Source organism: Pseudomonas sp. E102 (assembly GCF_052660185.1).
The window spans coordinates 1508108-1530120 of record NZ_CP084025.1; the positions used below are offsets into that span (position 1 = coordinate 1508108).

23 protein-coding genes are annotated in these 22013 nt (G+C 60.4%); 5 read left to right on the plus strand and 18 right to left on the minus strand.

The features are described from left to right. Nucleotides 1-11: 11 nt before the first annotated feature. From DOCECA_RS07005 to DOCECA_RS07025, 5 genes are all read right to left on the minus strand, one after another. Entirely contained in the window at nucleotides 12-944 is a 933-nt protein-coding gene (locus DOCECA_RS07005; protein ID WP_445572151.1) for a hypothetical protein, read from the minus strand. 272 nt (nucleotides 945-1216) lie between these two features. Then, entirely contained in the window at nucleotides 1217-1510 is a 294-nt protein-coding gene (locus DOCECA_RS07010; protein ID WP_420767681.1) for an antibiotic biosynthesis monooxygenase family protein, read from the minus strand. 41 nt (nucleotides 1511-1551) lie between these two features. Next, complete coding sequence (locus DOCECA_RS07015; RefSeq protein WP_434650733.1) at nucleotides 1552-2526, minus strand: zinc-dependent alcohol dehydrogenase family protein; 975 nt, start codon at nucleotides 2524-2526, stop codon at nucleotides 1552-1554. Nucleotides 2527-2587: 61 nt separating this feature from the next. Continuing rightward, on the minus strand, nucleotides 2588-2890 hold the full coding sequence (locus tag DOCECA_RS07020) for an ArsR/SmtB family transcription factor (protein WP_434650735.1): 303 nt from the start codon (nucleotides 2888-2890) through the stop codon (nucleotides 2588-2590). Between the two features lie 190 nt (nucleotides 2891-3080). Next, complete coding sequence (locus DOCECA_RS07025) at nucleotides 3081-3971, minus strand: MBL fold metallo-hydrolase (RefSeq protein ID WP_445571655.1); 891 nt, start codon at nucleotides 3969-3971, stop codon at nucleotides 3081-3083. A 152-nt stretch (nucleotides 3972-4123) separates the two neighbouring features. Between DOCECA_RS07025 and DOCECA_RS07030 the strand changes: the two genes are divergently transcribed. Beyond that, complete coding sequence (locus DOCECA_RS07030) at nucleotides 4124-5095, plus strand: GlxA family transcriptional regulator (RefSeq protein ID WP_445571656.1); 972 nt, start codon at nucleotides 4124-4126, stop codon at nucleotides 5093-5095. Nucleotides 5096-5122: 27 nt separating this feature from the next. Here DOCECA_RS07030 and DOCECA_RS07035 read toward each other — a convergent pair whose 3' ends face one another. The 12 genes from DOCECA_RS07035 to DOCECA_RS07090 form a co-directional block, all read right to left on the minus strand. Beyond that, nucleotides 5123-5863 carry an HvfC family RiPP maturation protein gene (locus DOCECA_RS07035; protein WP_420767686.1) on the minus strand — a complete coding sequence of 247 codons (741 nt, stop codon included), beginning with the start codon at nucleotides 5861-5863 and terminating at the stop codon, nucleotides 5123-5125. Then, nucleotides 5856-6707, minus strand: coding sequence for an HvfB family MNIO-type RiPP peptide maturase (locus tag DOCECA_RS07040; protein ID WP_434610933.1), 852 nt, complete (start codon nucleotides 6705-6707; stop codon nucleotides 5856-5858). Before DOCECA_RS07040 ends, DOCECA_RS07035 begins: the two co-directional genes overlap by 8 nt. 68 nt (nucleotides 6708-6775) lie before the next feature. After that, complete coding sequence (locus DOCECA_RS07045) at nucleotides 6776-7303, minus strand: HvfA family oxazolone/thioamide-modified RiPP metallophore (protein WP_445571657.1); 528 nt, start codon at nucleotides 7301-7303, stop codon at nucleotides 6776-6778. A gap of 482 nt (nucleotides 7304-7785) precedes the next feature. Beyond that, nucleotides 7786-8865 carry a protein-glutamate methylesterase/protein-glutamine glutaminase gene (locus tag DOCECA_RS07050; protein ID WP_434563591.1) on the minus strand — a complete coding sequence of 360 codons (1080 nt, stop codon included), beginning with the start codon at nucleotides 8863-8865 and terminating at the stop codon, nucleotides 7786-7788. Between the two features lie 2 nt (nucleotides 8866-8867). Next, nucleotides 8868-9365 (minus strand): chemoreceptor glutamine deamidase CheD, encoded by a 498-nt coding sequence (cheD, locus tag DOCECA_RS07055; RefSeq protein WP_434563593.1) that lies wholly within the window; start codon nucleotides 9363-9365, stop codon nucleotides 8868-8870. Further along, the gene (locus tag DOCECA_RS07060) at nucleotides 9362-10198 is read right to left on the minus strand and encodes a CheR family methyltransferase (RefSeq protein WP_420767691.1); all 837 of its coding nucleotides are present in this window, start codon (nucleotides 10196-10198) and stop codon (nucleotides 9362-9364) included. Before DOCECA_RS07060 ends, cheD begins: the two co-directional genes overlap by 4 nt. Beyond that, entirely contained in the window at nucleotides 10195-10731 is a 537-nt protein-coding gene (locus tag DOCECA_RS07065) for a chemotaxis protein CheW (protein WP_420767692.1), read from the minus strand. Before DOCECA_RS07065 ends, DOCECA_RS07060 begins: the two co-directional genes overlap by 4 nt. Before the next feature lie 39 nt (nucleotides 10732-10770). Further along, on the minus strand, nucleotides 10771-12429 hold the full coding sequence (locus tag DOCECA_RS07070) for a methyl-accepting chemotaxis protein (RefSeq protein WP_445571658.1): 1659 nt from the start codon (nucleotides 12427-12429) through the stop codon (nucleotides 10771-10773). Between the two features lie 32 nt (nucleotides 12430-12461). Next, nucleotides 12462-14558, minus strand: coding sequence for a chemotaxis protein CheA (locus tag DOCECA_RS07075; protein ID WP_445571659.1), 2097 nt, complete (start codon nucleotides 14556-14558; stop codon nucleotides 12462-12464). Between the two features lie 39 nt (nucleotides 14559-14597). Beyond that, the gene (locus tag DOCECA_RS07080; protein ID WP_445571660.1) at nucleotides 14598-14882 is read right to left on the minus strand and encodes an STAS domain-containing protein; all 285 of its coding nucleotides are present in this window, start codon (nucleotides 14880-14882) and stop codon (nucleotides 14598-14600) included. Nucleotides 14883-14897: 15 nt separating this feature from the next. After that, entirely contained in the window at nucleotides 14898-15266 is a 369-nt protein-coding gene (locus DOCECA_RS07085) for a response regulator (RefSeq protein WP_003180343.1), read from the minus strand. A gap of 9 nt (nucleotides 15267-15275) precedes the next feature. Then, nucleotides 15276-16493: a methyl-accepting chemotaxis protein gene (locus tag DOCECA_RS07090; protein WP_434610947.1), complete on the minus strand. Its 1218-nt coding sequence runs from the start codon at nucleotides 16491-16493 to the stop codon at nucleotides 15276-15278. 277 nt (nucleotides 16494-16770) lie between these two features. Here DOCECA_RS07090 and DOCECA_RS07095 point away from each other — a divergent pair, with 277 nt between their 5' ends. Together DOCECA_RS07095 and DOCECA_RS07100 are read left to right on the plus strand one after the other, a co-directional pair. Then, nucleotides 16771-18117 carry an MATE family efflux transporter gene (locus DOCECA_RS07095; RefSeq protein WP_434563601.1) on the plus strand — a complete coding sequence of 449 codons (1347 nt, stop codon included), beginning with the start codon at nucleotides 16771-16773 and terminating at the stop codon, nucleotides 18115-18117. A 78-nt stretch (nucleotides 18118-18195) separates the two neighbouring features. Then, on the plus strand, nucleotides 18196-18858 hold the full coding sequence (locus DOCECA_RS07100) for an HAD family hydrolase (RefSeq protein WP_445571661.1): 663 nt from the start codon (nucleotides 18196-18198) through the stop codon (nucleotides 18856-18858). A 52-nt stretch (nucleotides 18859-18910) separates the two neighbouring features. Here DOCECA_RS07100 and ppnN read toward each other — a convergent pair whose 3' ends face one another. Beyond that, nucleotides 18911-20284, minus strand: coding sequence for a nucleotide 5'-monophosphate nucleosidase PpnN (ppnN, locus tag DOCECA_RS07105; protein ID WP_420767699.1), 1374 nt, complete (start codon nucleotides 20282-20284; stop codon nucleotides 18911-18913). 217 nt (nucleotides 20285-20501) lie between these two features. On the opposite strand from ppnN, the gene DOCECA_RS07110 reads away from it, so the two are divergent. Next, a complete protein-coding gene (locus tag DOCECA_RS07110; protein WP_434610951.1) occupies nucleotides 20502-21038 on the plus strand; it encodes a DUF3087 family protein in 537 nt (178 codons plus the stop codon). A gap of 87 nt (nucleotides 21039-21125) precedes the next feature. Next, complete coding sequence (locus DOCECA_RS07115; RefSeq protein ID WP_445571662.1) at nucleotides 21126-21878, plus strand: OBAP family protein; 753 nt, start codon at nucleotides 21126-21128, stop codon at nucleotides 21876-21878. The last annotated feature ends 135 nt before the right edge of the window (nucleotides 21879-22013 follow it).

The following is a 22013-nucleotide window of genomic DNA, read 5'->3' on the forward strand; positions in this document are numbered from 1 at the left end:
ACGGGACAGATCTATTTTGACTTCAACCGCCCCTCGATCGCCACGCGCACGCAGCCCCAGGCGATGACGCCGATGATAAGCAGCTCTGCCAGGCCGATAATCAAGTGGAATGAAAAGGCCACGGGCTGTTCGGTCCAGTAGAAGATCGTCGGGCGAGTGCTGCCGATGCGTATCCGTCCGGTAAATAGCGACGGCGTCCATGCGATCAGACGGGTCAGCTCCAGCACAACCAGGAAAGCGCCAATGAAGGCGAGCAGGGCGCGTGCGGGGATGCCTAGTTGTTCGGTCGACTCAGCCGAAGGCGTGAGCGCCTTCGCTTTGCGCTGCCTGGCGATCTTCGCGGGGGTTGGAGCGGGCCTGTAGGGCACTTTCGAAACGGCCGTCGAACCGACAGCAACCTCCGTGGGCATCGGTACTTGCAGGTAGTCGCTCAGCTCACGCAGCCACCGCTCGGTGCGTTCACTGCCCGACACCACCGCAACGTTGTCACTTGTCAGGCGGTGGGTGGCGCCATCGCGCATCACCAACCACAGTTGGGTGTTGGCTGGTTTGGCCTGTTGATGGCGGCGGAGCTCGAGGTGCTTGACGGCGTCGAACCTAAACACCGAATGCACCCGTTCGCGGCGTGCAAAGAAGTTCCGGGTACGGCGCTTGCCTTCACCGTCGATACGCGACAACAGCAAGGTTTCGCGGGTGCCGGTGTAAAGCATCAGCGCCAAGCCTAGGGCAGGAATCAGCAGCAGCCCGAGCACGAGCAGGAGTGAGGCCAATGGATCCATGCCTGTCGGCGACAAGTCGGCATCTGTGATTGCGAGCACGGCCGCCACTGGAAAAATGAAAGTCATCGCGCTTGTCAGCAGCACGAATCCGCCCTGCACCCAATTGATCGAGTGGATATGCAGGTCATCCCGCGCGGTACGCTCGAATCGATATCCAATCAACATGCAGACCTCCTGGCGCACCACTTTCAAGACCGCTTCAAGTTGCGAACAGCCGTTGGCCATGGCTGTTTTCTAGCCGCGCAGAATACCTCTTTCGGCGGGTTCTCGGCATGCTTGATGGCGTGTGCGCGTAGGCATAACCACCGCCGACCTGCCAGTTTTCGGTCGATCCGGAACACCGCCAGGCAGGCATTCGGAATGAATTGGGGCCTAAGTCAAACGCCAAAACGCCCGATACGGTGTATCGGGCGTTGGGGTGGAGATGTCCATCTGTCCTAAAAACTGCCTCCCTCGATGTGGTAGACCTTCGGTTCATCCGAAAAATATTCCTCCAATCCCATCATGAATATCCGATGGTCTTCACTCTCTTCGAAACCCGGCGTGTGATCTTCAAGTGACTGCCATCTCACGATCAGGTTGAATTGTTCAGGGGTTTCAATCCCGGGCGCCAGCAAGTGACCGCCGTATCCCTTTGCACGGGTGAGCAGAGGAGCGACCTCGGCAAACGCACGTCGGAACATTTCAATGCGGTCCTTGTGAACGGGGAGCAGGGCGATCTCGTAAATCATGGCGTACCTCGAAATGACATGAACGGTTAAAAAGTACGGGCTTATGAGATGAGCGATGGCTCAACGGCGATCGCGATTTTTCCTAGAACGCCGTTGTTGGGACTTTCCAGCCGTGCATGGGCGAGCGGGATGTCGGCAAGGGAATAGACCGCGCCAACGTGTGGCCGCAACTGACCTCGTGCTATCAATGCACTCAACTCATCGAGTTTGCCTCGGTTCTGCCTTGTGAAAACGAAGTGATAACTCGCGTTCTTGCCCCAGGCCTGAACCAGGTTTTGCGGTTGTGCAATGTCCACGATGCTGACTACGCGACCAAGCTGTGCAAGTGTGTCCGGGCTGCGTGACAGTGCATTGCCGCCGATGGTGTCAAACACGACGTCAACCCCACGGCCTTCTGTTTCCCGCATGATGGCCTCGACGTAGTCCTCCTTCTCGTAATCAATGACGACATCGGCCCCCATACTGCGCGCGAACTCGAAGTTCGCCTCGCGCACGGTCGTGTATACCCGTGCTCCGATGGCTTTCGCCAACTGGATCGCCACGTGACCGACACCTCCCGCGCCGCCGTGTATCAGAATGCTTTCTCCCACTCTGAGCGACGCACGCACGACCAGTGCTTCCCACGCCGTCCCGCCAACCAATGTCAGGCTCGCCGCCTCAAGGTGGCTTAGCAAGGGAGGCTTTTTGCCGATGATGCTCTCAGCAGCTACGTGGTACTCGGCGTAACTTCCTGGGCCATCGAATATTTGCGGGGTGTACCAGACTTCGTCTCCGGGAGCGAAGGCTGTCACGCCCGGCCCAACTGCTTCGACAACGCCCGAAATGTCGTGTCCGGTGATGGCCGGCAGTGGCACCAGATCCGGATAGTCGCCGCGTCGGACCTGGTAATCCAAGGGATTGATGGAGGTGGCATGCACCCGGACCAGGACTTGCCCTGCATGCGGCACGGGTTTGGGCACATCGCGAAGTTCAAACGATTCCGCACCGCCAAATGATTTCAATACCATCGCTTTCATAATGACACCTCATATCTATAAAAAGGGATATCGAGATATCTCGATATCTTACGGCAAAAAATTAGAGCTCTTTCCCTATGATTTCAGCAAGGGTGCTGATGGCCGCTTCATTACGCTTGTAGTAGGTCCACTGACCGATGCGCCTGACTTCCACCAGGCCCACTCGTTGCAGCGTCGCAAGATAACCAGACACCGTGGATTGGGACAATCCGATGCCTTCCTGGATACTGCTGACGCAAACGCCCACCGTGAGAACGTCACCTTCATCCTGCGCAGGGAAGTTCTTTGTCGGGTCCTTCAGGCCTTTCAAGATTTGAAGGCGTGTAGGGTTCGATAGGGCTTTAAATACTTCGATCAATTCCATGGAGTGGATAATATCGAGATTTGCCGATATGTCAATACGATTTTCAATGAATCCTTTGGGCGGTAGAGAACTCCGCGCTTTGGGTCACCCCCAACACAATCCCTGCGCCTTGAACGTTTCAAGCGCCACCACCGCGCCGGCATCGAGAAAGGGGCAGATTTATTGATTAAATAAACCTGCCCCTTTTCGCTTAGAATTCCAGCGAAGCACCGTCCTCCGGAATATCTACACGTTCCTCAATCCCTTGCTTCTTAACGTAGGCGCGCAGTTCTTCACGAGTGAGGGACATATGGTTGATCGCGTCCATGTGCACCGCGACAATGTGTGCGTTTTTCGCGGCTTTTGAGGCGCGAAGCACATCATCTTCACCCATGATGATCGAACCTTCGAATCCCGCCATTTTTGCTTTGCCGGCGTTGAGCACGATTACTTCCGGACGGTACTGGTTGATGGCCTGGTCTACCTCGTTACGCCAAATCGTGTCACCGGCAAGGTAGAGAGTCTTATAGCCTGGCGCCTGGAAAACCACGCCCATGGCTTCGCCCAGAGGTTTTGCGAGCGCTGGCACGGCATACATTTCGTCAGTGCCATGCTGGCCGCCGGTCTTGGTGATTTTGACGCCGCCGAATTCCGCTTCGTCAGTTAGTACGCGTACGTCCTTGAAACCTTGGGAACGAATCAGTTGCGCATCTGCTTCATGTTGAGCGAACAACGGAATGTCTTTAGGCAGCGCTTTTTGTGCGGCATCGTCCCAGTGGTCCAGGTGTGTATGGGTGACGATGACGGCGTCGACTCCGGCGATAACCTTCTCCGGCGATTGGGTGAGATCAACCAAGGGGTTGCGAAGGTTGCTTCGATAGGTGTTTTCAAAACCCGGATAGGCGCCTTTTTTTGCCAGCATCGGATCGATCAGGAAGGTGGTGTCACCGAAGGTGATTTTTACCGTCGCGTTGCGGACCTGCTGCAAATCCAGTTTATGAGGGGCGCCAGGCGCCTTGGGAGTAGTTGAACCGGCGTACGAAGGGGTAGCGGCCACGGCGCAAGCAATGCTGAGGGCAAGCTGTAACGTTCTGAGTTTCATAAAAATCATTCCTGTTGTTTACCACGAGGGGTCCATTCTTGCCGAATGTCTCGGGGGTCAACAGTGGCCCGAACGACACATTTCGATATAATCGGGCCAACTGATCAACGTTGTTCACCTTGAGCCCTACGGGGCGAACCGAGGCTGCCCCCATGCTCTCCGTACGCGTTGCTGTTTTAGCTTTCGAAGGCGTCAGCCTTTTCCACCTTTCGGTGCCGGGAATGGTATTGGGAACCGCCCAGCCTGCGCCCGATGGGCCTCGGTATGAAATCAATTACTGCGCAGAAGTGCCCGGAATGGTCGGTACCGACCAAGACATTGGGTTGTCGGTAAGCCTCGGCCTGGAGCTGATGGAAACCTGCGACGTCATCATCATCCCGGCGTGGGGCGATCAATCCCTGATTGCATCGCCCCAGCTCGTGGAAGCGCTGCAGCTGGCCAACACGCAAGGCAAGCTCATTGTGGGATTGTGTTTGGGGGCATTCGTCCTCGGCGATGCCGGGCTGCTCGATGGAAAGGAAGCCACTACCCACTGGGCTGCCCGTGACCAGTTTGCGCAACGTTTTCCCAAGGTTCGATTCAAACCCGAGGTGCTTTACGTCCGTGCCGATAACATCGTGACGTCCGCGGGCACCGTAGCGGCAATCGATTGTTGCTTGCACCTGGTGCGCGAGCGCCTCGGTGCGGACGTGGCGAATCGCACCGCGAAAATGCTGGTGACGCCACCTCACAGGCCGGGAGGCCAGGCGCAGTATGTTGAACACCCAGTGCCAGCATTCGCTGGCGAGACTCATTTATCCGACGTCCTGACATGGGCCCGAATGAATCTGTCCAGTGACCTGTCTCTCGACGCTCTGGCAGACACGGCGAAGATGAGCAGGCGAACGTTTACCCGTCGGTTCAAGGAGGCGACGGGCACAACCGTGTCCAAATGGTTAACTGCTGAACGAGTGGCCAGAGCGCAGGCATTGCTGGAAACGACTGAGTTGCCCATCGAATGCATCGCAGGGGAGGTGGGGTTTGGGACGTCATTGTCGTTGAGGCAGCACTTTGGCGCGCATCTGGGGACGTCGCCTTCTGATTATCGGAAGATATTTTGTCTTGGGGTGGGGCGCAAGCGTTGATGGAGATGTATCTTTCGATGGTCTTGCTCACCCCCAACGCGTTCCCAACACAATCCCCTGCGCCTTGAACCCCTCAAGGGCCGCGACCCCCACCGGCATCAACTCACGCACCGTCACTCCTGCCGCCTCGGCCAACGCAACCAGATGCTCCCGCCCGCTGCGCCTATGCTCCGTCAGCGAAACCAGCAGCGCATAAGCCATTGGCGCAAGGCGTGAAAACGTCACGTGCCCACCACGGCGCTGAAGCAGGACCAACGTCGGGGCCGTTGGTTTGTCGATGGGCCGATGATCCGGCCCGATGTCGCACACCGGCCATTCATAGGCGTGTGCCCACGCGAGTTCCGACATCACGGGCGTGCCTTCAACCAGATTGCCGTGGGGATTGTGTGCGGGCTCCACCGCATCATTCAGCAACAGGGCGCTTTCGCTCCATTCGTGTTGCGCCAGCTCGGGCAGCCAGGCGGGGTGGTTCTGCGAGCTGGCACGTTGTTCCAGATAGCTGACAAACTCCCCGCCCAGCTGCGTGAACAGTGGCGTCTGGCAACGGTAGTTCGCGTAAAAATCGTGGACCAGCCATCGCCAGTCAGCGTCTGGCAGGGTTTGGTGGATGACCGGGAAGCTGGCGGCCAGCAGCGATTCGATGCTGCCGATGAACAGTTGCCGGTAGACGGCCAGGCGTCGGGTTTCAATTCCCGGCGGTGGTGGGTTTTGAGGATTGCGGACGTAATTGGCCATGCAGTTGAGTTGGTCGAGCAGTTGTTCAGGCATGGCGGGCCTCCGGTGTTGCCGGGCAAGCGAGTTTTTGAAGGTGTTTGATCTGCCCGACTTCAGCGAGCAGTTCCGACAAGGGTGGGAAGTTGTAGTCGCGTTCCAGCAGGGTTGGTACCGAGCCGAATCGTTGATACGCCTGGTGTAGCAGCGTCCAGACGTCTTGCTTGACGGCCGCGCCGTGGGTGTCGATTTTCAAATCCTCGGCTTCGTCAAAATGGCCTGCGACGTGCAGGTAGGTGACGCGTTGGGCCGGGATGGCGGCGAGGAACTTCTCGGCGTCGTAACGGTGATTGATCGCGTTGACGTAGAGGTTGTTGACGTCCAGCAGCAGGTCGCAGTCGGCTTCCTGTAGCACGGCGGTGATGAAGTCGATCTCGCTCATGGCCTGGAAGGGCGCGGCGTAGTAGGAGATGTTTTCCACCGCGATGCGCTGGCCCAATACGTCCTGAGCCTGACGAATGCGGGCGGCGACGTGATGGACGGCTTCTTCGGTAAAGGGGATCGGCAAGAGGTCGTAGAGGTGACCGCTGTCGGAGCAGTAACTCAGGTGTTCGCTGTAGAGCGCCACGGCGTAGCGATCGAGGAAGCGGCGAGTACCACGCAGCAGTTCAATGTCGAGGGGCTGCGGACCGCCGAGGGACAGGGACAGGCCGTGGCAGGTGATGGGGTGCCGTGCGGCGAGTTGGTCGAGTTGTTCGGCGTAGACGCCGCCGACACCGATCCAGTTGTCCGGGGCGCACTCAAGGAAATCCACGGCGCTGGGGGCCATTTCCAGTAGGTCGCTTAGCAGGGCACGGCGAAGGCCGAGTCCGGCGCCGGAGGGTGAAGTGAACGTGCTCATCGCGCTTCTCCAGGGGATGGCCAAACCCTCCCGGCCTGGGCGGCCGGGAGGGAGGAGCGAAGGGGGATTTACTCCTTGGCCTGGCTCATATGGATGAACAGTTCGGTCGGTACTTTCTTGCCATTGGCTGTGTATTGGCCGGTGCGGTACTTGTAGGTTTCCGCCTCGGAGAGGTAGCCGTCGTGGTTACTGTCAATCTTTTCGAACTCGGCGTGCTGGGTCGGCGCGACGGTGAGGAATTCCTTCAGCGACACACGAGCATCGTCGTCAGTGTCGGTACGAGCGAAGGACGCGTCGCCACATTTGCCTTCACCGCACTTGCCTTCTGCCGCGGTGACTTTTTTGCCCGATTCGGCGGCACCGCATTTGCCTTCACCACACTTGCCTTCAGCCTGTGTGGCCTTTTTGGCCGATTCGGCAGCGCCACATTTGCCTTCACCGCATTTGCCTTCGGAGGTCTTTTCAGCCGAAGCCAATTGATAACCCTGGGCCAGGGCGTCAACGGCGAAAGCGGACTGGGCCAGGCCCAAACCGCCGGACAAAGCCAGGGCGGCGAGGGCGAGGCGAGCGGAGTTCGAATTTTTTGTACGCGTCATGAGATTTCTCCAGATAAGAGCTGTGTGGCCCCTGGCAAGCGTTGCGCGGGGCGTGTGCCGTGGCGGTGTCACGTTGCTTGCCCGGTGCTCGGCACGTCGGGTCGAAGCAAGGCGGGACTGGCCTGTTCGGACGGGGCCATTTGGCGCTTGTCGTGTATCTGGGATGTGTCATGCGGCGGTGTGTTTGTATTGCTGTGTGTCGTGGATACAGAGCGCTGCGAACCTTTTTCCGCTGATCCGTATTTTTCGCTTACAGGTGCGTCTGTAACGGTCTCAGTTCTCGTCCCACAATTCGATCGTGCCGCAATGGCTCTATTGGGAGAAAGCTCATGGCGAAGATGGCGATTTTTTTGGGTGGTTTCCTGGCGCTGACGCTGCTGATTGGTGTGCTGGCGACGATCTCGCCTGTTTAAGACAGCTTTTTGTGGCGAGGGAGCAAGCTCCCTCGCCACACAGCTTTCACTTGAGAAAAGATGCGCGGATCAGCGGTGCAAGATCACCTGCGCAATGTCCAGCAACGGCATCACCCGTTGGGCGGCGTTGAGTTTGATCGCTTCCTTGGGCATGCCAAAAACCACGCAACTGGCCTCGTCCTGGGCAACGGTGGCGCTGCCGGCATCGAGCATTTCCTTGAGGCCGCGGGCGCCGTCGTCGCCCATGCCGGTCATGATGATGCCCGTGGCGTTACGGCCGGCGAACTTGGCCACCGAGCGAAACAGCACATCCACCGAAGGGCGATGGCGATTGACCAACGGGCCGTCCACCACTTGCACGTGATAGAACGCGCCGCTGCGGGTCACCATCATGTGCTTGCCGCCGGGGGCGATGAGCGCCAGGCCCGGGTGGATGCGGTCGTTGTTCTTCGCTTCGCGCACTTCGATCTGGCACAGGCTGTTGAGCCGGGCGGCGAATGAGGCGGTGAATTTTTCCGGCATGTGCTGGACGATGACGATGCCCGGGCACACGCGCGGCAGGGCCGTCAGCACCGCCTCCAGGGCCTGGGTGCCGCCGGTGGAGGTGCCCATGGCGACGATGCGTTCGGTGGTCTGGGCCATGGCGTGGCCGTTGGCGGCGGGCAGCATCGCGTCAGCGCTGAGTTTGGCCGCCGGGGTCAGCGGGGCGGCCGGGGCCGGGCGTTTACCCAGGTTGCGGACGTTGACCTGGGCGGCGGCGCGGATGGCCGAGACCAGTTCCGACGCCGAGTCCAGCAAGAAGTTCTTCAGGCCACTAGTGGGCTTGGTGATGATTTCCACCGCGCCGGCGGCCATGGCTTGCAGCGTGGTTTCCGCGCCCTTGGGCGTCAGGGAAGAACAGATCACCACGGGCGTGGGCCGTTCGCTCATGATCTTTTTCAAAAAGGTAATGCCGTCCATGCGCGGCATTTCCACGTCCAGCACGATCACGTCGGGCCATTCCTTCGCCAGTTTATCCATGGCGAAGATCGGATCGGACGCCGCGCCGATAACGTTGATGTCCGGCGTGTCACTCAGGATCGCCAGTAATACCTGACGGACCACGGCGGAATCGTCCACCAGCAATACATTGATTTTTCTGCCTGGCATGGTTAATTCAAGGTCCTTATCGGTTGGTGCCTGACCCAGACATCGCCATTGCACAGGTCGAAAACAATACTTCGGTAGCCAGTGCTACCCATGTCCTGGGCAATCAGGTCCAGGCGATAGAGGGCGGCCATTTCCAGCGCGGCGTTGACGTTCAACCGCGCCACGTCGCCGAACGCCACGTGGCGTTGCAGCTCGGGAAACATTTCGCCGCCGCCGAACAGCTTGAGCTGGTATTCCTCGGGTTCGGTGCGATGGGCCCGCGCCTGGCGGACGAACAACTCAAAGGCTTCATCGGCGTACATCCCATTTAGCGCCGTGGAGCAGCGTACCCGGTTGGGCAACATGAAGTGGCACATGCCGCCGATCTTGCGCCGTGGATGCCAGAGGGTGATGGCAACGCATGAGCCAAGGATCGTGCGCAGCCGGGTCGGGCAGGTCGCAAAGCGAAACTCCCCAGGCCCCAGATAGACTTCGGCGACTGGCTTTATCGCGGCGTTCATGGCTTGCGATAAATCGAAGGGGCGACCAGCTTTAACGCATCGCAAACGCCGTTGAGGCTCTCCGAATGGCTGACGATGAAATACCCACCGGGCTTGAGCCGGGGGATCAGTCGGGCAACCACTTTGCTTTTGGTGGGCTGGTCGAAATAGATCATCACGTTGCGCAGGAAAATCACATCGAACTCCCCCAACTCCGGAAGCGTGTCGTTGAGATTGACCTGGATGAAGTTGACCCGGTTGCGCAACGCCCGATCGATGAGGAAGGTGCCTTGCTGATTGCCGGTGCCCTTGAGGCAATATTTCACGAGTAACGAATGGGGCAGGTTGCGGGCGCGCTCCATCGGATAGTGCCCGGAACGGGCCTTCGCCAACACTTGCATGCTGATGTCCGAGCCGATGACTTCCCAGGGCGTGGTGCCCAGGCTTTCGGCCAGGGTCATGGCGAGGCTGTAGGGCTCCTCGCCGGACGAGCTGGCCGCGCTCCACAGGCGAAAGGTCTTGCCCGGCGTCGCATGGGGCAGCACATGATCGCGAAGAAAATCGAAGTGCTTGGGCTCACGGAAAAAATAGGTTTCGTTGGTCGTGAGCAGGTCCAGCGCCACTTGTAATTCGTCGCTGCGCTGGCCGCTCATGATCAGCTTGAAATACTCGCCGTAGCTGTCCAGCTCATAGTGCTTGAGGCGCTTGAACAGGCGCCCGGCCACCAGGGCTTTCTTGGCCGGCGACAGGTTGATGCCGGCGGCCTGGTACAACCAGGATTGAAACTGGCCGAACTCCCGGTCAGTGAGCGCCATTGAATTCACTGTGCGTTCCTTGCAAGTGTCCGTGCTCATGAGTCTGGCGCTTCCAGTGCGGCGGGGCTGGCTTGGGCGAGTTCGGACATTTCGTCGATGGACAGCACCCGATCCACCTCCAGGACGATGACGAACTTGCCCTCCACCTTCGCCATGCCGCTGATGAAGTCGGCGCGAATTTTCGCGCCGAAACTCGGTGGCGGTTCGATCTGCGAGGCCGGGATTTCCAGCACCGCCGATACAGTGTCCACCAGCAGCCCGATGTCCTGGGCCAGGCCGTCAGCGCTGGCGGCCTCGATGATCACTACGCAACTGCGGCGGCTGATGGTGGAGTTCGGCCGGCCAAAACGGGCCGACAGATCCACCACCGGCACGACCGCGCCGCGCAGGTTGATCACTCCGCGAACGAAGGCCGGCATCATCGGTACGACGGTCAGGTTGCCGTACTCGATGATTTCCTTGATGCACAAGATGCCGATGGCGAACATCTCTGTGCCGAGCATGAACGTCAGGTACTGCGCTTCTTCCTCGACCGCGCTGGCGGTCTGACGTGTGGTCGCGATGGCGCCCATTGCCTTTTCTCCTTTAAGCAAGCCTATGGAACCGAGCCATCAGAACCGGGTGAATTCCGATTCGTCCGGCGCGCTGGCCATGTTGTAGGCAAACGCCTTGGGCATCACCGGTGCCGGCGCCCGGGCCGGTTTGCGGCTGGAGGGGCCAGGCGTGTTGTCGATCCGGGCGACCTGGGCCGCGGACTTGGAGGGCGTGTCCAGGGTGAAGAAGCTCATCGCCTGTTGTAGTTGTTCGGCCTGGCTGCTCATCTCTTCGGCGGTGGCGGCCAGCTCTTCGCTGCTGGAGGCGTTCTGCTGGGTCACCTGGTTGAGTTGGGTCATGGCGGTGTTGATCTGCGCCACACCGGCGGCCTGTTCTTCGGACGCGGCGCTGATTTCCTGCACCAGATCCGAGGTCTTGTTGATGGACGGGACCATCTCGTTCAGCAGGTTGCCGGCCTTCTCGGCCATGTCGACGCTGCTGGACGACAGCTCGCCGATCTCCTGTGCCGCGACCTGGCTGCGCTCGGCCAGTTTGCGGACTTCGGCAGCGACCACTGCGAAGCCTTTGCCGTGCTCGCCGGCGCGGGCCGCTTCGATGGCGGCGTTGAGCGCCAGCAGGTTGGTCTGGTAGGCGATGTCGTCGATGATGCTGATGCGTTGGGCGATTTTCTTCATCGCCACCACGGTCTGCTGCACCGATTCGCCGCCGTCGGTGGCTTCCTTGGCAGCCTTGCTGGCCATGCCGTCGGTCACCTTGGCGTTCTCGGTGTTCTGGTTGATGCTGGCGCTCATCTGCTCGATGGATGCGCTGGTTTCCTCGACGCTGGCCGCCTGTTCGCTGGTCGCCTGGCTCATCGACTGCGCGGTGGCGCTGACTTCTTCGGAAGCGCTGGCGAGATTGTCCGCCGCGTTGCGCACTTCACCGATGATATGCGACAGCTTGCCGACCATGTTCTGCATGGCGTTGAGCACCATGCCGGTTTCGTCCTTGGAACCGCCATCGATTTTCGCGTTCAGGTTGCCCTCGGCCAGTTGCTCGGCAACCACCGCCGCCTGTTTCAACGGACGGGAAATGATGCGTGAGACGAACAGCGCCAATCCCAGGCCCACCAGCAGGGCCGCGACCAGCACGGCGATGATCGACAGGCGTGCGTTTTCATACAAGCGGGTGCCGTGCGCACTGGCGACGTCAGCGCCGGCCGCGTTGAGCTCGACAAGTTTTTGCAAGTCGTTGGTCACCAGGTCGAATCGACGCTTGGACTCGCCCTTGAGCATCGCCTGGGCCTGCTCGGTCAGGTTCTGCCGGGACAATGCGAGCAGGTCTTTGCTGATTGCAAGGTAGGAAGCCCAGTCATCGCGGGTGGTTTCGAATGCCTGACGATCCTCAGCGCTGGAGAGCAGTTTCTCGTAAGTGCCCAGGCGCGTTTCGAAGGCCTTTTTGGCTTCCTCGGCTTCTTGCTCGAGGGTGACGCGCTCCTGTTCGGAGTCGGCGGCAATATGGCGATTCTCCTTGAGGCGATAGCTCGCCGCAAAAAAGCGCATGCCTGAAGCGGCGCGCATGGACGGCATCCAGTTCTCACGGATATCAAGAGCGGTGCCGTTCACCTGGCCCAGTTGGATGATCGAGAACACGCCCATGACGGCGGTCAGCGCCAACACCACGAGAAATGAAGCGATCAGTTTGGTGGCGATTCTAAGGTCGTAGAACCATTTCATTGGGGAATACCTCTCCATGGAGTGTTGAAGCGTCAGCGAGCGTTGGCTTGTTGTAATGGGGTCGAGTTGTAGCGGTTTTCTATTTGTGCGATCTGGGTGAGCAGGGCCGGTACGTCGAGGATCAACGCCACGGCGCCGCTGCCCAGAATGGTCGAGCCGCTGATGCCGCGCAGTGCGCCGAACAGCTTGCCCAGGGGCTTGATCACGGTCTGGAATTCACCCAACAGGTCATCCACCACCAGCCCGGCCTTGAGTTCGGCGTAGCGCACCACCACCACGTTCTGCCGGCGCGAGGCCGGACCTTCGTGATGAAAGTGATCGCGCAAGTACACCAATGGCAGCACCTCGCCCCGCAGGTCGAGGTAGCCTTGTTCGCGGCTGGCGATGCCATCGTCTTCGCTCAGCTCGATGCATTCCTGGACCATGTCCAGCGGAATGACATAGGTGGACTGGCCGATGCCGACCAGGAATCCGTTGATGATCGCCAGGGTCAGCGGCAGTCGGATGCGCACCACGGTGCCCTTGCCCGGCTGGCTGTCCAGGTCGACCGTGCCGCGCAGCAGCGTGATGTTGCGCTTGACCACGTCCATGCCCACGCCGCGCCCGGACAGGTTGGTGACGGCCTGGGCGGTGGAAAAGCCCGGTTCGAAAATAAGGTTGTAGATTTCCTGGTCGGTCAGGTTCGCGCCCGCTGCGATCAGCCCACGTTCGTGGGCTTTTTCCAGGATGCGGTCGCGGTTCAGGCCGGCGCCGTCGTCGGCGATTTCCAGCACGATGCTGCCCGAGTCGTGGTAAGCGTTGAGGTGCAAATGCCCCTTGGCCGGTTTGCCTGCCGCCAGCCGCGCCTCAGCGGTTTCGATGCCATGGTCCATGGCGTTGCGCAACAGGTGCATCAGCGGGTCGCCGATCTTTTCCACCACGGTCTTGTCCAGCTCGGTTTCCGCGCCGCTGATGATCAGGTCGATGTCTTTGTCGAGCTCCTGGCTGACATCGCGCACCACCCGACGAAAGCGGTTGAAGGTCTCGCCGATGGGGATCATGCGCAGGCGCAAGGCGCCGTCTAGAATCTCCTCCACCAGCCCGGATACCGACGAGGTGGCTTCCTGCAATGGGTCGTTCTGGCAGTTACGGGCCAACAGGCTGGCGCCGGCGCTGGCGATCACCAATTCACCGACCAGGTTGATAAGTTCGTCGAGTTTGTCGGCATTGACCCGGACGTACGCGCCGTCCTTGGTTTTACTGTCACTGACCACGGCCTGCTTGTCAGGCGCGACCTGGGCAGGCATGCGCGGGCTCTTGCGTTGGTCCGGCATCAGCTCGCCCGTGGTGACCATGGCGGTGCTTTCGTCGCTCTGTGCCTGGGATGTCGCGATCTCGCCGATGCTTGCCTGGGCCTCGACGTCTTGGGCGACGATTTCGATCGCACAGTCTTCTCGGACGAAATCGAACACTTCATTGATCGCGGTATAACCGGCGGCGGAGCGGAACGCGATGTCGAAGCCCAGGTAGCAGGATTCGGCATCCCAGGTATCGATGGCCGGCATCGCCTCGGTGAGCGTGGTGATGTCGACGATTTCACCCAGGGTCTGCAAGTAGCGCAGGAACGACAAGGGGTCCATGCCGTTGCGGAACACGTCCTGGCCGAAGCGCAGGGAGATGTGCCAGAGGCACGCTTCGGCTGAGCCGGTTGGCTCGGCTTGGGTTCCCCGATCCGGTTCGGTCGCGGTCGGGGGCGCCTGGTACTCCTGCAGGAGCTGGCACAGTTCCATTTCCCGCGCCAGGGCAGGGGCCTGCAACGTCGAGCCCTGGTTGGCGACCACGTCGATCAATTCGAGCATGTGGTCGCCGGACTTGAGCAGCACCGCGATCAAGCCAGGGTCCACCGCGACGCTGCCCTCGCGCAGGCGATCGAGCACGTCCTCGACGATGTGGGTAAAGCTGACGATCGGCTCCAGGCCGAACAGTCCAGCCGACCCTTTGATCGTATGGGCCGCTCGGAAAATCGCGCCGATGGCGTCATCGTCGCCGGGGTCGTTTTCCAATTGCAGCAACGATTCTTCCATCGCCTGCAGTTGTTCACGGGCCTCGACGATGAAGGTTTGTTGTGCCTGATCGAGATTGATGCTCACGCTCATATCCTTTGTCGTGTCCGACGTGTTGCAAAGGGACTACGCAACCAGGTTGCACAGCGCCAGTGTTTCGGTGACGGCTTTGCTTGGGTTGGCCACCGTCAGTTGGGTCCCGGCCTTGGGCGCCTCGCGCTGAACCATCAGCAGCAATTGCAGGCCGGCGCCATCCATCTCGGTGATCTGCGACAGGTCCAGCACCATGGCGGGCGTGGCCCCCAACCGTGGCAGCAATTGCGCGGCCAGGTCGGCGGCGGTGTAGATCGTCAGCTCGCCGTCGATCTGCACCTGCGCGGTGTCATTTTCTACTTCGTACAGCAGCGGCATTGAAGCCTCCAGCCATCAGGGAAGAATCAGCTTGGACACCGCCGCCAGCATCTGCGCTGGCTGGAACGGCTTGACCACCCAGGCCTTGGCGCCTGCGGCCTGGCCCTCTTGCTTCTTCGATTCCTGGGATTCGGTGGTGAGCATGATGATCGGCGTGAATTTGTAGCTGGCCAGTTTCTTGACCTCCTTGACGAAGGTGATGCCGTCCATGTTCGGCATGTTCACGTCGCTGATGATCAGGTGCACTTTCTGGCCGTTGAGCTTGCCCAGTGCATCCTTGCCATCGCTGGCCTCGATCACGTCGTAGCCGGCACTTTTCAACGCGATGCCGACGACCTGCCGAACGCTCGCGGAGTCGTCGACAACCAATACATTTTTCGCCATGAGGGGCTCCTAAAAGAAGGTTATTTCCTGTGAAGTCTGTTGCGCGGCCGAGTCGCCGTGATGGTTGCGGCGTTGCTCGTCGGTGGCGTAGGTGGTTTCCATGCGCGCCAGCCATTGGCGGGCGTCGATGGAGATGGCCTGTTCGGGCGACTGGCTGGCTTGCTGCATGTGCACATGCAGGTCCTCAATGTTGTCGCGCACGTGGCTGAGGATCTGGCTGACCCGATCCTGGAATTGCAGGCTGACCAGCACTTGGGTGAGTTCGTCTCGAATACCGAAACTCTCCCGTTGCAACATGTCGGCCGAATCGGCGAGGCGGCCGGTGACGCTCTGGAAGCGTTCGAGCACGCGTTGGATGCTGCCTTCGGACACGGCCACGGACTGGCTGTCCTGGTCGGCGCCGCTGGAAGCCGCCTGCACCAATTGGGTGATGGCGGTGTTGATGACATCGACCTTGGCCGACATCTGTTGGCCGGTCTCGCTGGACTTGCTCGACAGGGCCCGCACGGCATCTGCCACTACCGCAAAACCGCGTCCGGCTTCGCCTGCGCGGGCGGCTTCGATGGCGGCGTTGAGGGCCAGCAGGTTGGTCTGGGCGGCAATCGCAGCGACATCCGCGGCCATGGTCCGCAACTCGCCAGTGTAGGCCGTCAGGTTGCGCACTTGGGCCAAGGTTTCATCACGGCTGGCCTGGGTGCTCTTCAGCGAATCGATCACCTTCACCAGTTCGCCTTCGCTCTGCGCCAGCACCTGGACGGCACCGCCACCACCACTGCCCGCCAACTCGCCAGCGGCCAGTTGCGAGGCTTGTACGGTTTCTTCGAGACGCGAGGAAATGCCGGTGAAGCGGCTGGTCAACGAGACGATCGCGGTTTCTGTCTGCTGCCGTGAGCTTTCGACTTGCTTGGCCCAGATCGGCATCGCGCCGAGGATCACTTCGTTGAGTTGCGCGCTGCTTTTGTGAGCGCCATGGTCGGCTGCTTGCAGTTCATGATGGGCGATGGCCGCTGCGGCCACCTTGTCCAATTGCAGGCGCTGCGAGCGCGCGCCCCAGATACCGGCACCCACGCCAAGGACCAGAAGCACAGCACTGAAACCGATGTTTTGAGCGCTCGTGCCATTGAGTACCAGCAGCCCTGCGCCGGCGATGATGGCAACGATCAAGGCGTGCCAGGAGGTGTGCGTCTGGGATGTGGCAAGGGAATGGTCGTGGGAATACGACATCATGGTTCGGTCCTTGAACAGTATTGCTGACAGGATATTTGCGAATAACTGGTTATCTGCAAAGTCGACCCGGTCTTGAGGACCAGTCGTCCGGTTTTGGAAAAAAAGTGGCACATTGCTATCGCAGAATAGACGAGATCCTGGAAATGTCGAGGTGGCCTGACCTGTGGAAGAAATCACGGTGAACCTCAACAGTGTTCGTCAGATCATTCTCTGAAACACAATGAAAGGATTGAGCTAAATTACCCGCACCAGTTTTCGAACCTGCCATCGAGCCCTCATGCCCACCCAGCCTCTCTGGAAAACCTACCTGCTGTTCTTGGCCCCCATGGTCTTGTCCAATTTCCTGCAATCGATGTCCGGTACGCTCAATAGCATCTACATCGGCCAAATGCTCGGCACCCAGGCCCTGGCGGCGGTATCGGGGATGTTTCCCATCGTGTTTTTCTTCATCGCGTTGGTGATTGGCCTGGGCGCGGGGGCAGGGGTCTTGATCGGGCAGGCCTACGGCGCCGGCGAGACGGGAACCGTGAAGGCGATTGCCGGCTCGACGCTGCTGCTGGGGGCAATCATCGGACTGACGGCGGCGATCCTCGGCAGTGTTTTTGCCCGCGAGGGGCTGCAAGGCCTCGGAACGCCCGCCGACGTGCTGGAGGATGCGGTGTCGTATGCGCGGGTGATGATGTGGATCCTCCCGATGCTGCTGGTGTTTGTGCTTTTCACCCAGCTATTGCGTGGTGTCAGCGATACCGTTTCGCCGTTGCTGGCGTTGCTGGTGTCCACCAGCGTCGGGATGGCGCTGACGCCGGCGTTGATCCGTGGCTGGCTGGGGTTGCCGCAGATGGGCATCCAGAGCGCGGCGCTGGCGGGGCTGGTGGGCACCGCGTCGGCGATGGCGATGCTGGCGTGGCGCCTGAATCGACGGGCCCATGCCTTGGCGCCGGATCGGGCGCTGTTCGCGGCGATGCGCCTGGACAGGGATATCCTCGGCAAAGTGCTGCGCATCGGCCTGCCCACCGGATTGCAGATGGTGGTGATCTCGCTGTCGGAGCTGGTCATCCTGGCCCTGGTCAATCGCCACGGCTCCCAAGCCACGGCCGCCTATGGCGCGGTGACGCAGATTGTCAATTACGTGCAGTTCCCGGCGCTGTCGATTGCCATCACCGCGTCGATCCTCGGCGCCCAGGCCATCGGCGCCGGACGCCTGGAACGCCTGGGGCCGATCCTGCGCACCGGGATGCTGATCAACGTCTGGTTGACCGGTGGGCTGGTGCTGCTGGGGTACCTGTTGTCCCACTGGTTGCTGGGCCTGTTCATCACCGACCCGGCGGCGCGGGTCCAGGCCGAGCACCTGTTGCACATCATGCTATGGAGCCTTTTGGTGTTCGGCTTCCAGGCCATCATCGGTGGCATCATGCGCGCCAGCGGCACGGTGCTGATGCCGGTGGCGATCTCGATTTTCTGCATCATCGGCGTGCAAGTTCCGGTCGCCTACCTGCTGGACGCACACTTCGGCCTGCAAGGGGTGTGGATGGCGTTTCCGGTGGCTTACCTGAGCATGCTGTTGCTGCAGACGCTGTATTACAAACGGGTCTGGCAGCACCAGCGGATCGAGCGGTTGGTGTAACCGGCCCGACATGGAACCCTTGGGGGGCAAGCTCGCTCCCACAGGGTTAGTCACCTTTTCCGATTGACGAGGATCCCGATGTCCGCAGAACTCCCCACCGTTGCCTACCGCGCCTTCCTCTTCGACATGGACGGCACGCTGCTCAATTCCGTCGCCGCCACCGAGCGGATCTGGACCCGCTGGGCCATGCGCCATGGCCTGGACGTGGCTAAATTCCTGCCGACTATCCATGGCGTGCGCGCCGTCGACACCGTTGCCCGCCAGAACCTGCCAGGAGTGGATGCCCAGGCCGAGGCCGCGCAGCTCACCATCGAAGAAATCGAGGACGTGGAAGGGGTGGTCGAGGTGCCCGGTGCGCTGGGCTTTCTCAAGAGCCTGCCGCCGACGCAATGGGCGATTGTCACCTCGGCGCCGATGGCCTTGGCTTTGCGTCGCATGGAAGCGGCCGGGATTCCGCGCCCCGACGTGATGGTGACCGCCGAGGACGTGAGCGCCGGCAAGCCGAATCCAGCGTGCTACCTATTGGTCGCACAACGCTTGCAAGTTGCTCCGCAGGAATGCCTGGTGTTCGAGGACGCAGAAGCCGGAATCAAGGCTGGCGAGGCGGCGGGCATGGACGTGATGGTAGTGACGGCCACGCATACGCACCCGGTGGTGACGGTGCATTCGCAGATCGCGGATTACCGTGGGCTGAGCATTGTGGTGGACGATGGATTGATACGCGTCTCAAACCAACGCTAGCCCCTGTGGGAGCGAGCTCGCTCCCACATTTTTAACCTCAGCGATTTCGGGATCAGGTCACTACCCGATAGCACGGCACATACGCCGCGCCGCCCGGCAGTTTCATCCGGTGTTGCGCGACAAAGGCCTGGAGCAGGCGATCCAGCGGCTCCATGATCGCGGGATCACCATGGATTTCGTACGGGCCGTGTTCTTCGATCAGGCGGATGCCCTTGTCCTTCACGTTCCCGGCCACGATCCCCGAAAATGCCCGGCGCAGGTTGGCGGCCAGTTCGTGGGAGGGCAGGTCGCGGCTCAAGCCCAGGCTGGCCATGTTGGCGTGGGTAGGGTCGAACGGGCGTTGGAAACCTTCGTCGATTTTCAGCAGCCAGTTGAAATGAAAGGCGTCGTTGCGCTCGCGGCGGAACTGCTTCACTTCTTTGAGCCCCTGGGTCATCTGCCGCGCCACTTCGGCCGGGTCGTCGATGATGATCTGGTAGTGCTTCTGCGCGGCTTCGCCCAAGGTCGCGCCGACGAACGCGTGCAGCTGCTCGAAATACGGCGTGGCGCTTTTAGGCCCGGTGAGGATCACCGGGAACGGCAGGTCCTGGTTGGCCGGGTGCATGAGAATGCCCAGCAGGTAGAGAAATTCTTCCGCCGTACCGGCGCCGCCCGGGAAGATGATGATGCCGTGGCCGACGCGCACGAAGGCTTCCAGACGCTTTTCGATATCCGGCAGGATCACCAGTTCATTGACGATCGGGTTCGGTGCCTCCGCGGCAATGATGCCCGGCTCCGTCAGGCCCAGGTAGCGGCCACCCTGGATGCGCTGCTTGGCGTGGGCGATGGTGGCGCCTTTCATCGGGCCTTTCATCACGCCGGGACCGCAGCCGGTGCAGATGTCCAGGCTGCGCAGGCCCAGTTCGTGGCCGACTTTCTTGGTGTACTTGTATTCTTCGGTGTTGATCGAGTGGCCGCCCCAGCACACGACGATTTTCGGTTCCACGCCAGGGCGCAAGGTCCGGGCGTTGCGCAGCAGGTGGAACACGTAGTCGCTGATACCCTGTGACGAGCTCAGGTCGATGCGCTGGCTGTCCAGCTCGTTCTCGGTGTAGACGATGTCGCGCAGGGCGCTGAAGAGCATTTCCCGGGTGCTGGCGATCATCTCGCCGTCGACGAACGCATCGGCCGGCGCGTTCAGCAGCTCCAGGCGTACACCACGGTCCTGTTGGTGGATGCGGATCTCGAAGTCCTTGTAGGCTTCCAGGATGGTCTTGGCGTTATCGACATGGGCGCCGGTGTTGAGAATCGCCAGGGCGCACTGGCGGAAAAGATCGTAGATGCTGCCGGAACCGGCTTCGCTCAGTTGCTGCACTTCGCGCTGGGACAAAGTCTCCAGGCTGCCCTTGGGGCTTACCGAAGCGTTGATTACATGTCTTTGAGTCATTCAGCTTTCCTTGAAAACGATGCCGCTCGCACGACGGCGGCATCTTGAAAAAAACGTCCACGCAGGAAGATCGCACGATCCTTGCGGTATCGCCATGGACTTTGATCCGGATCCATCGGGTCGGTTGCAACACAAAATGAGCCCCAGCATAGCTAAATCGACCGGGCAGGCGATAATGCGCGAGTCTTTTCACGCCATACAAGGAAATTGCGACGCGATGTTCGAGATCAAACCGTGGGACGCCGCCGACTACCGGCAACAGACCCGTCGCAGCACCCTCATCGTGGCCGTGGTGTTTCTGGCGCTGGCAATGCTGTTGTCCAGCCTGGCGGTGATGCTGTTCGGTACACCCGGGGGCGATAATTTTCGCTTCAATGTCGGCGGCGTTTTCGCTGCCGTGCTGGTGATGGTCGGGCTGATGCGCGGCTATTTCTGGTCGCAGCCGTGGATGGCCGCTGCGGTGTATGGCTGGCAGCTCAAGCGCAGCCTGATGAGCGTCACCAACGTGATGCACCAGGTAAAGGCCGGTGTGCAGGCCCGGGATCCGGCAGCGATGAAGCTACTGCGTTTCTATCACCTGGGCCTGGCCCAGATGCACCGGCTGGATGCCAATTCCAGCGACCACGCCTCGTTGGTCCGTGAGGCCGACGAGCATCTGGAAAACATGCAGGCGCTGGGCCTGGATTCAGAGCAATCACGCCTGGACCCGGCCTGGATAGACTCGGTCAAACAGGCCTACGGCGAGCGCCGCTAACGGCCGCTCATCGGTTGCCTCGGGAAAAAAATAAACCCCGGTCTTCCAATGCCTTTCTCATGAGCAGTCATGGAAAGGAGAGTCGAGATGACTGGAAAGATGGTTCATGGAACCTGGGCCCTGTTGTGTGTGGCTACAGTGGGATTGGCGGGCTGCGCGGGCGGTAACAGCCACTCACCGGTAGACGCGCCAGGCGCCGCGAAAAGCCCAACCACCGCGACGCTGGAAGCGGGGGCCGGGATCATGCAGAACAAACCCCCTTTGCAAGCGTTGGATACCTACCTGGACGGCTTTCATTTTTATAACGGCCGGATGTCCGGGCAAATGGAAGCGCACCATTACTGCACGGCACTGAACGAAGAAGTGTTCCAGTGCGCCATCTTCGATGCCAACAGCGCCAAGGCCAAATTGATGGGCGTGGAATACATCATCAGTAAGCGCCTGTTCGAAAGCTTGCCCGCCGCCGAAAAGCAGCTGTGGCACAGCCATGTGCATGAGGTGAAGTCTGGACAACTGGTCGCGCCGGGCATACCGGAGGTGGCGGAAACCCGCTTGATGAAGAACCTGGTCACCACTTACGGCAAGACCTGGCACACCTGGCACACCGAGCAGGGCAACGCTCTGCCTTACGGCGTTCCGCAGTTGATGATGGGGTTCACCGCCGATGGGCAGATCGATCCGCAATTGGTGCGCGAGCGCGACCGCCGGATGGGCATCGACAGCGAAGCGAAGAAACACGCCCGCGAATCGATCAGCGCACCGGACATCGATCCTGGCGCGGATGCGTGGCGCAAAGGGCAGGTGTGGCAGATAAAGGATCCGGCGGGGCATACCCATTAAAGTCATTTGAACAAATGCTTTGTGGCGAGGAAGCTAGCTCCCGCTGGGTTGCGAAGCGGCCCAGGGCAATCCACCTGGATATATATGTTTTGTTAATACGAGTTGGGCTGCTGTGCAGCCCATAGGGAACAAACT

Coding starts and splice junctions, on each gene's coding strand:
- DOCECA_RS07040 (WP_434610933.1), bottom strand. CDS start 6,707: ATGAGCACGTTCACTTCACCCTCCGGCGCCGGACTCGGCCTTCGCCGT.
- cheD (WP_434563593.1), bottom strand. CDS start 9,365: ATGAACGCCGCGATAAAGCCAGTCGCCGAAGTCTATCTGGGGCCTGGG.
- DOCECA_RS07070 (WP_445571658.1), bottom strand. CDS start 12,429: ATGAAATGGTTCTACGACCTTAGAATCGCCACCAAACTGATCGCTTCA.
- DOCECA_RS07015 (WP_434650733.1), bottom strand. CDS start 2,526: ATGAAAGCGATGGTATTGAAATCATTTGGCGGTGCGGAATCGTTTGAA.
- DOCECA_RS07035 (WP_420767686.1), bottom strand. CDS start 5,863: ATGCCTGAACAACTGCTCGACCAACTCAACTGCATGGCCAATTACGTC.
- ppnN (WP_420767699.1), bottom strand. CDS start 20,284: ATGACTCAAAGACATGTAATCAACGCTTCGGTAAGCCCCAAGGGCAGC.
- DOCECA_RS07050 (WP_434563591.1), bottom strand. CDS start 8,865: ATGCCAGGCAGAAAAATCAATGTATTGCTGGTGGACGATTCCGCCGTG.
- DOCECA_RS07020 (WP_434650735.1), bottom strand. CDS start 2,890: ATGGAATTGATCGAAGTATTTAAAGCCCTATCGAACCCTACACGCCTT.
- DOCECA_RS07100 (WP_445571661.1), top strand. CDS start 18,196: ATGTCCGCAGAACTCCCCACCGTTGCCTACCGCGCCTTCCTCTTCGAC.
- DOCECA_RS07030 (WP_445571656.1), top strand. CDS start 4,124: ATGCTCTCCGTACGCGTTGCTGTTTTAGCTTTCGAAGGCGTCAGCCTT.
- DOCECA_RS07060 (WP_420767691.1), bottom strand. CDS start 10,198: ATGAGCACGGACACTTGCAAGGAACGCACAGTGAATTCAATGGCGCTC.
- DOCECA_RS07085 (WP_003180343.1), bottom strand. CDS start 15,266: ATGGCGAAAAATGTATTGGTTGTCGACGACTCCGCGAGCGTTCGGCAG.
- DOCECA_RS07025 (WP_445571655.1), bottom strand. CDS start 3,971: ATGAAACTCAGAACGTTACAGCTTGCCCTCAGCATTGCTTGCGCCGTG.
- DOCECA_RS07005 (WP_445572151.1), bottom strand. CDS start 944: ATGTTGATTGGATATCGATTCGAGCGTACCGCGCGGGATGACCTGCAT.
- DOCECA_RS07010 (WP_420767681.1), bottom strand. CDS start 1,510: ATGATTTACGAGATCGCCCTGCTCCCCGTTCACAAGGACCGCATTGAA.
- DOCECA_RS07065 (WP_420767692.1), bottom strand. CDS start 10,731: ATGGGCGCCATCGCGACCACACGTCAGACCGCCAGCGCGGTCGAGGAA.
- DOCECA_RS07110 (WP_434610951.1), top strand. CDS start 20,502: ATGTTCGAGATCAAACCGTGGGACGCCGCCGACTACCGGCAACAGACC.
- DOCECA_RS07080 (WP_445571660.1), bottom strand. CDS start 14,882: ATGCCGCTGCTGTACGAAGTAGAAAATGACACCGCGCAGGTGCAGATC.
- DOCECA_RS07115 (WP_445571662.1), top strand. CDS start 21,126: ATGACTGGAAAGATGGTTCATGGAACCTGGGCCCTGTTGTGTGTGGCT.
- DOCECA_RS07045 (WP_445571657.1), bottom strand. CDS start 7,303: ATGACGCGTACAAAAAATTCGAACTCCGCTCGCCTCGCCCTCGCCGCC.
- DOCECA_RS07095 (WP_434563601.1), top strand. CDS start 16,771: ATGCCCACCCAGCCTCTCTGGAAAACCTACCTGCTGTTCTTGGCCCCC.
- DOCECA_RS07090 (WP_434610947.1), bottom strand. CDS start 16,493: ATGATGTCGTATTCCCACGACCATTCCCTTGCCACATCCCAGACGCAC.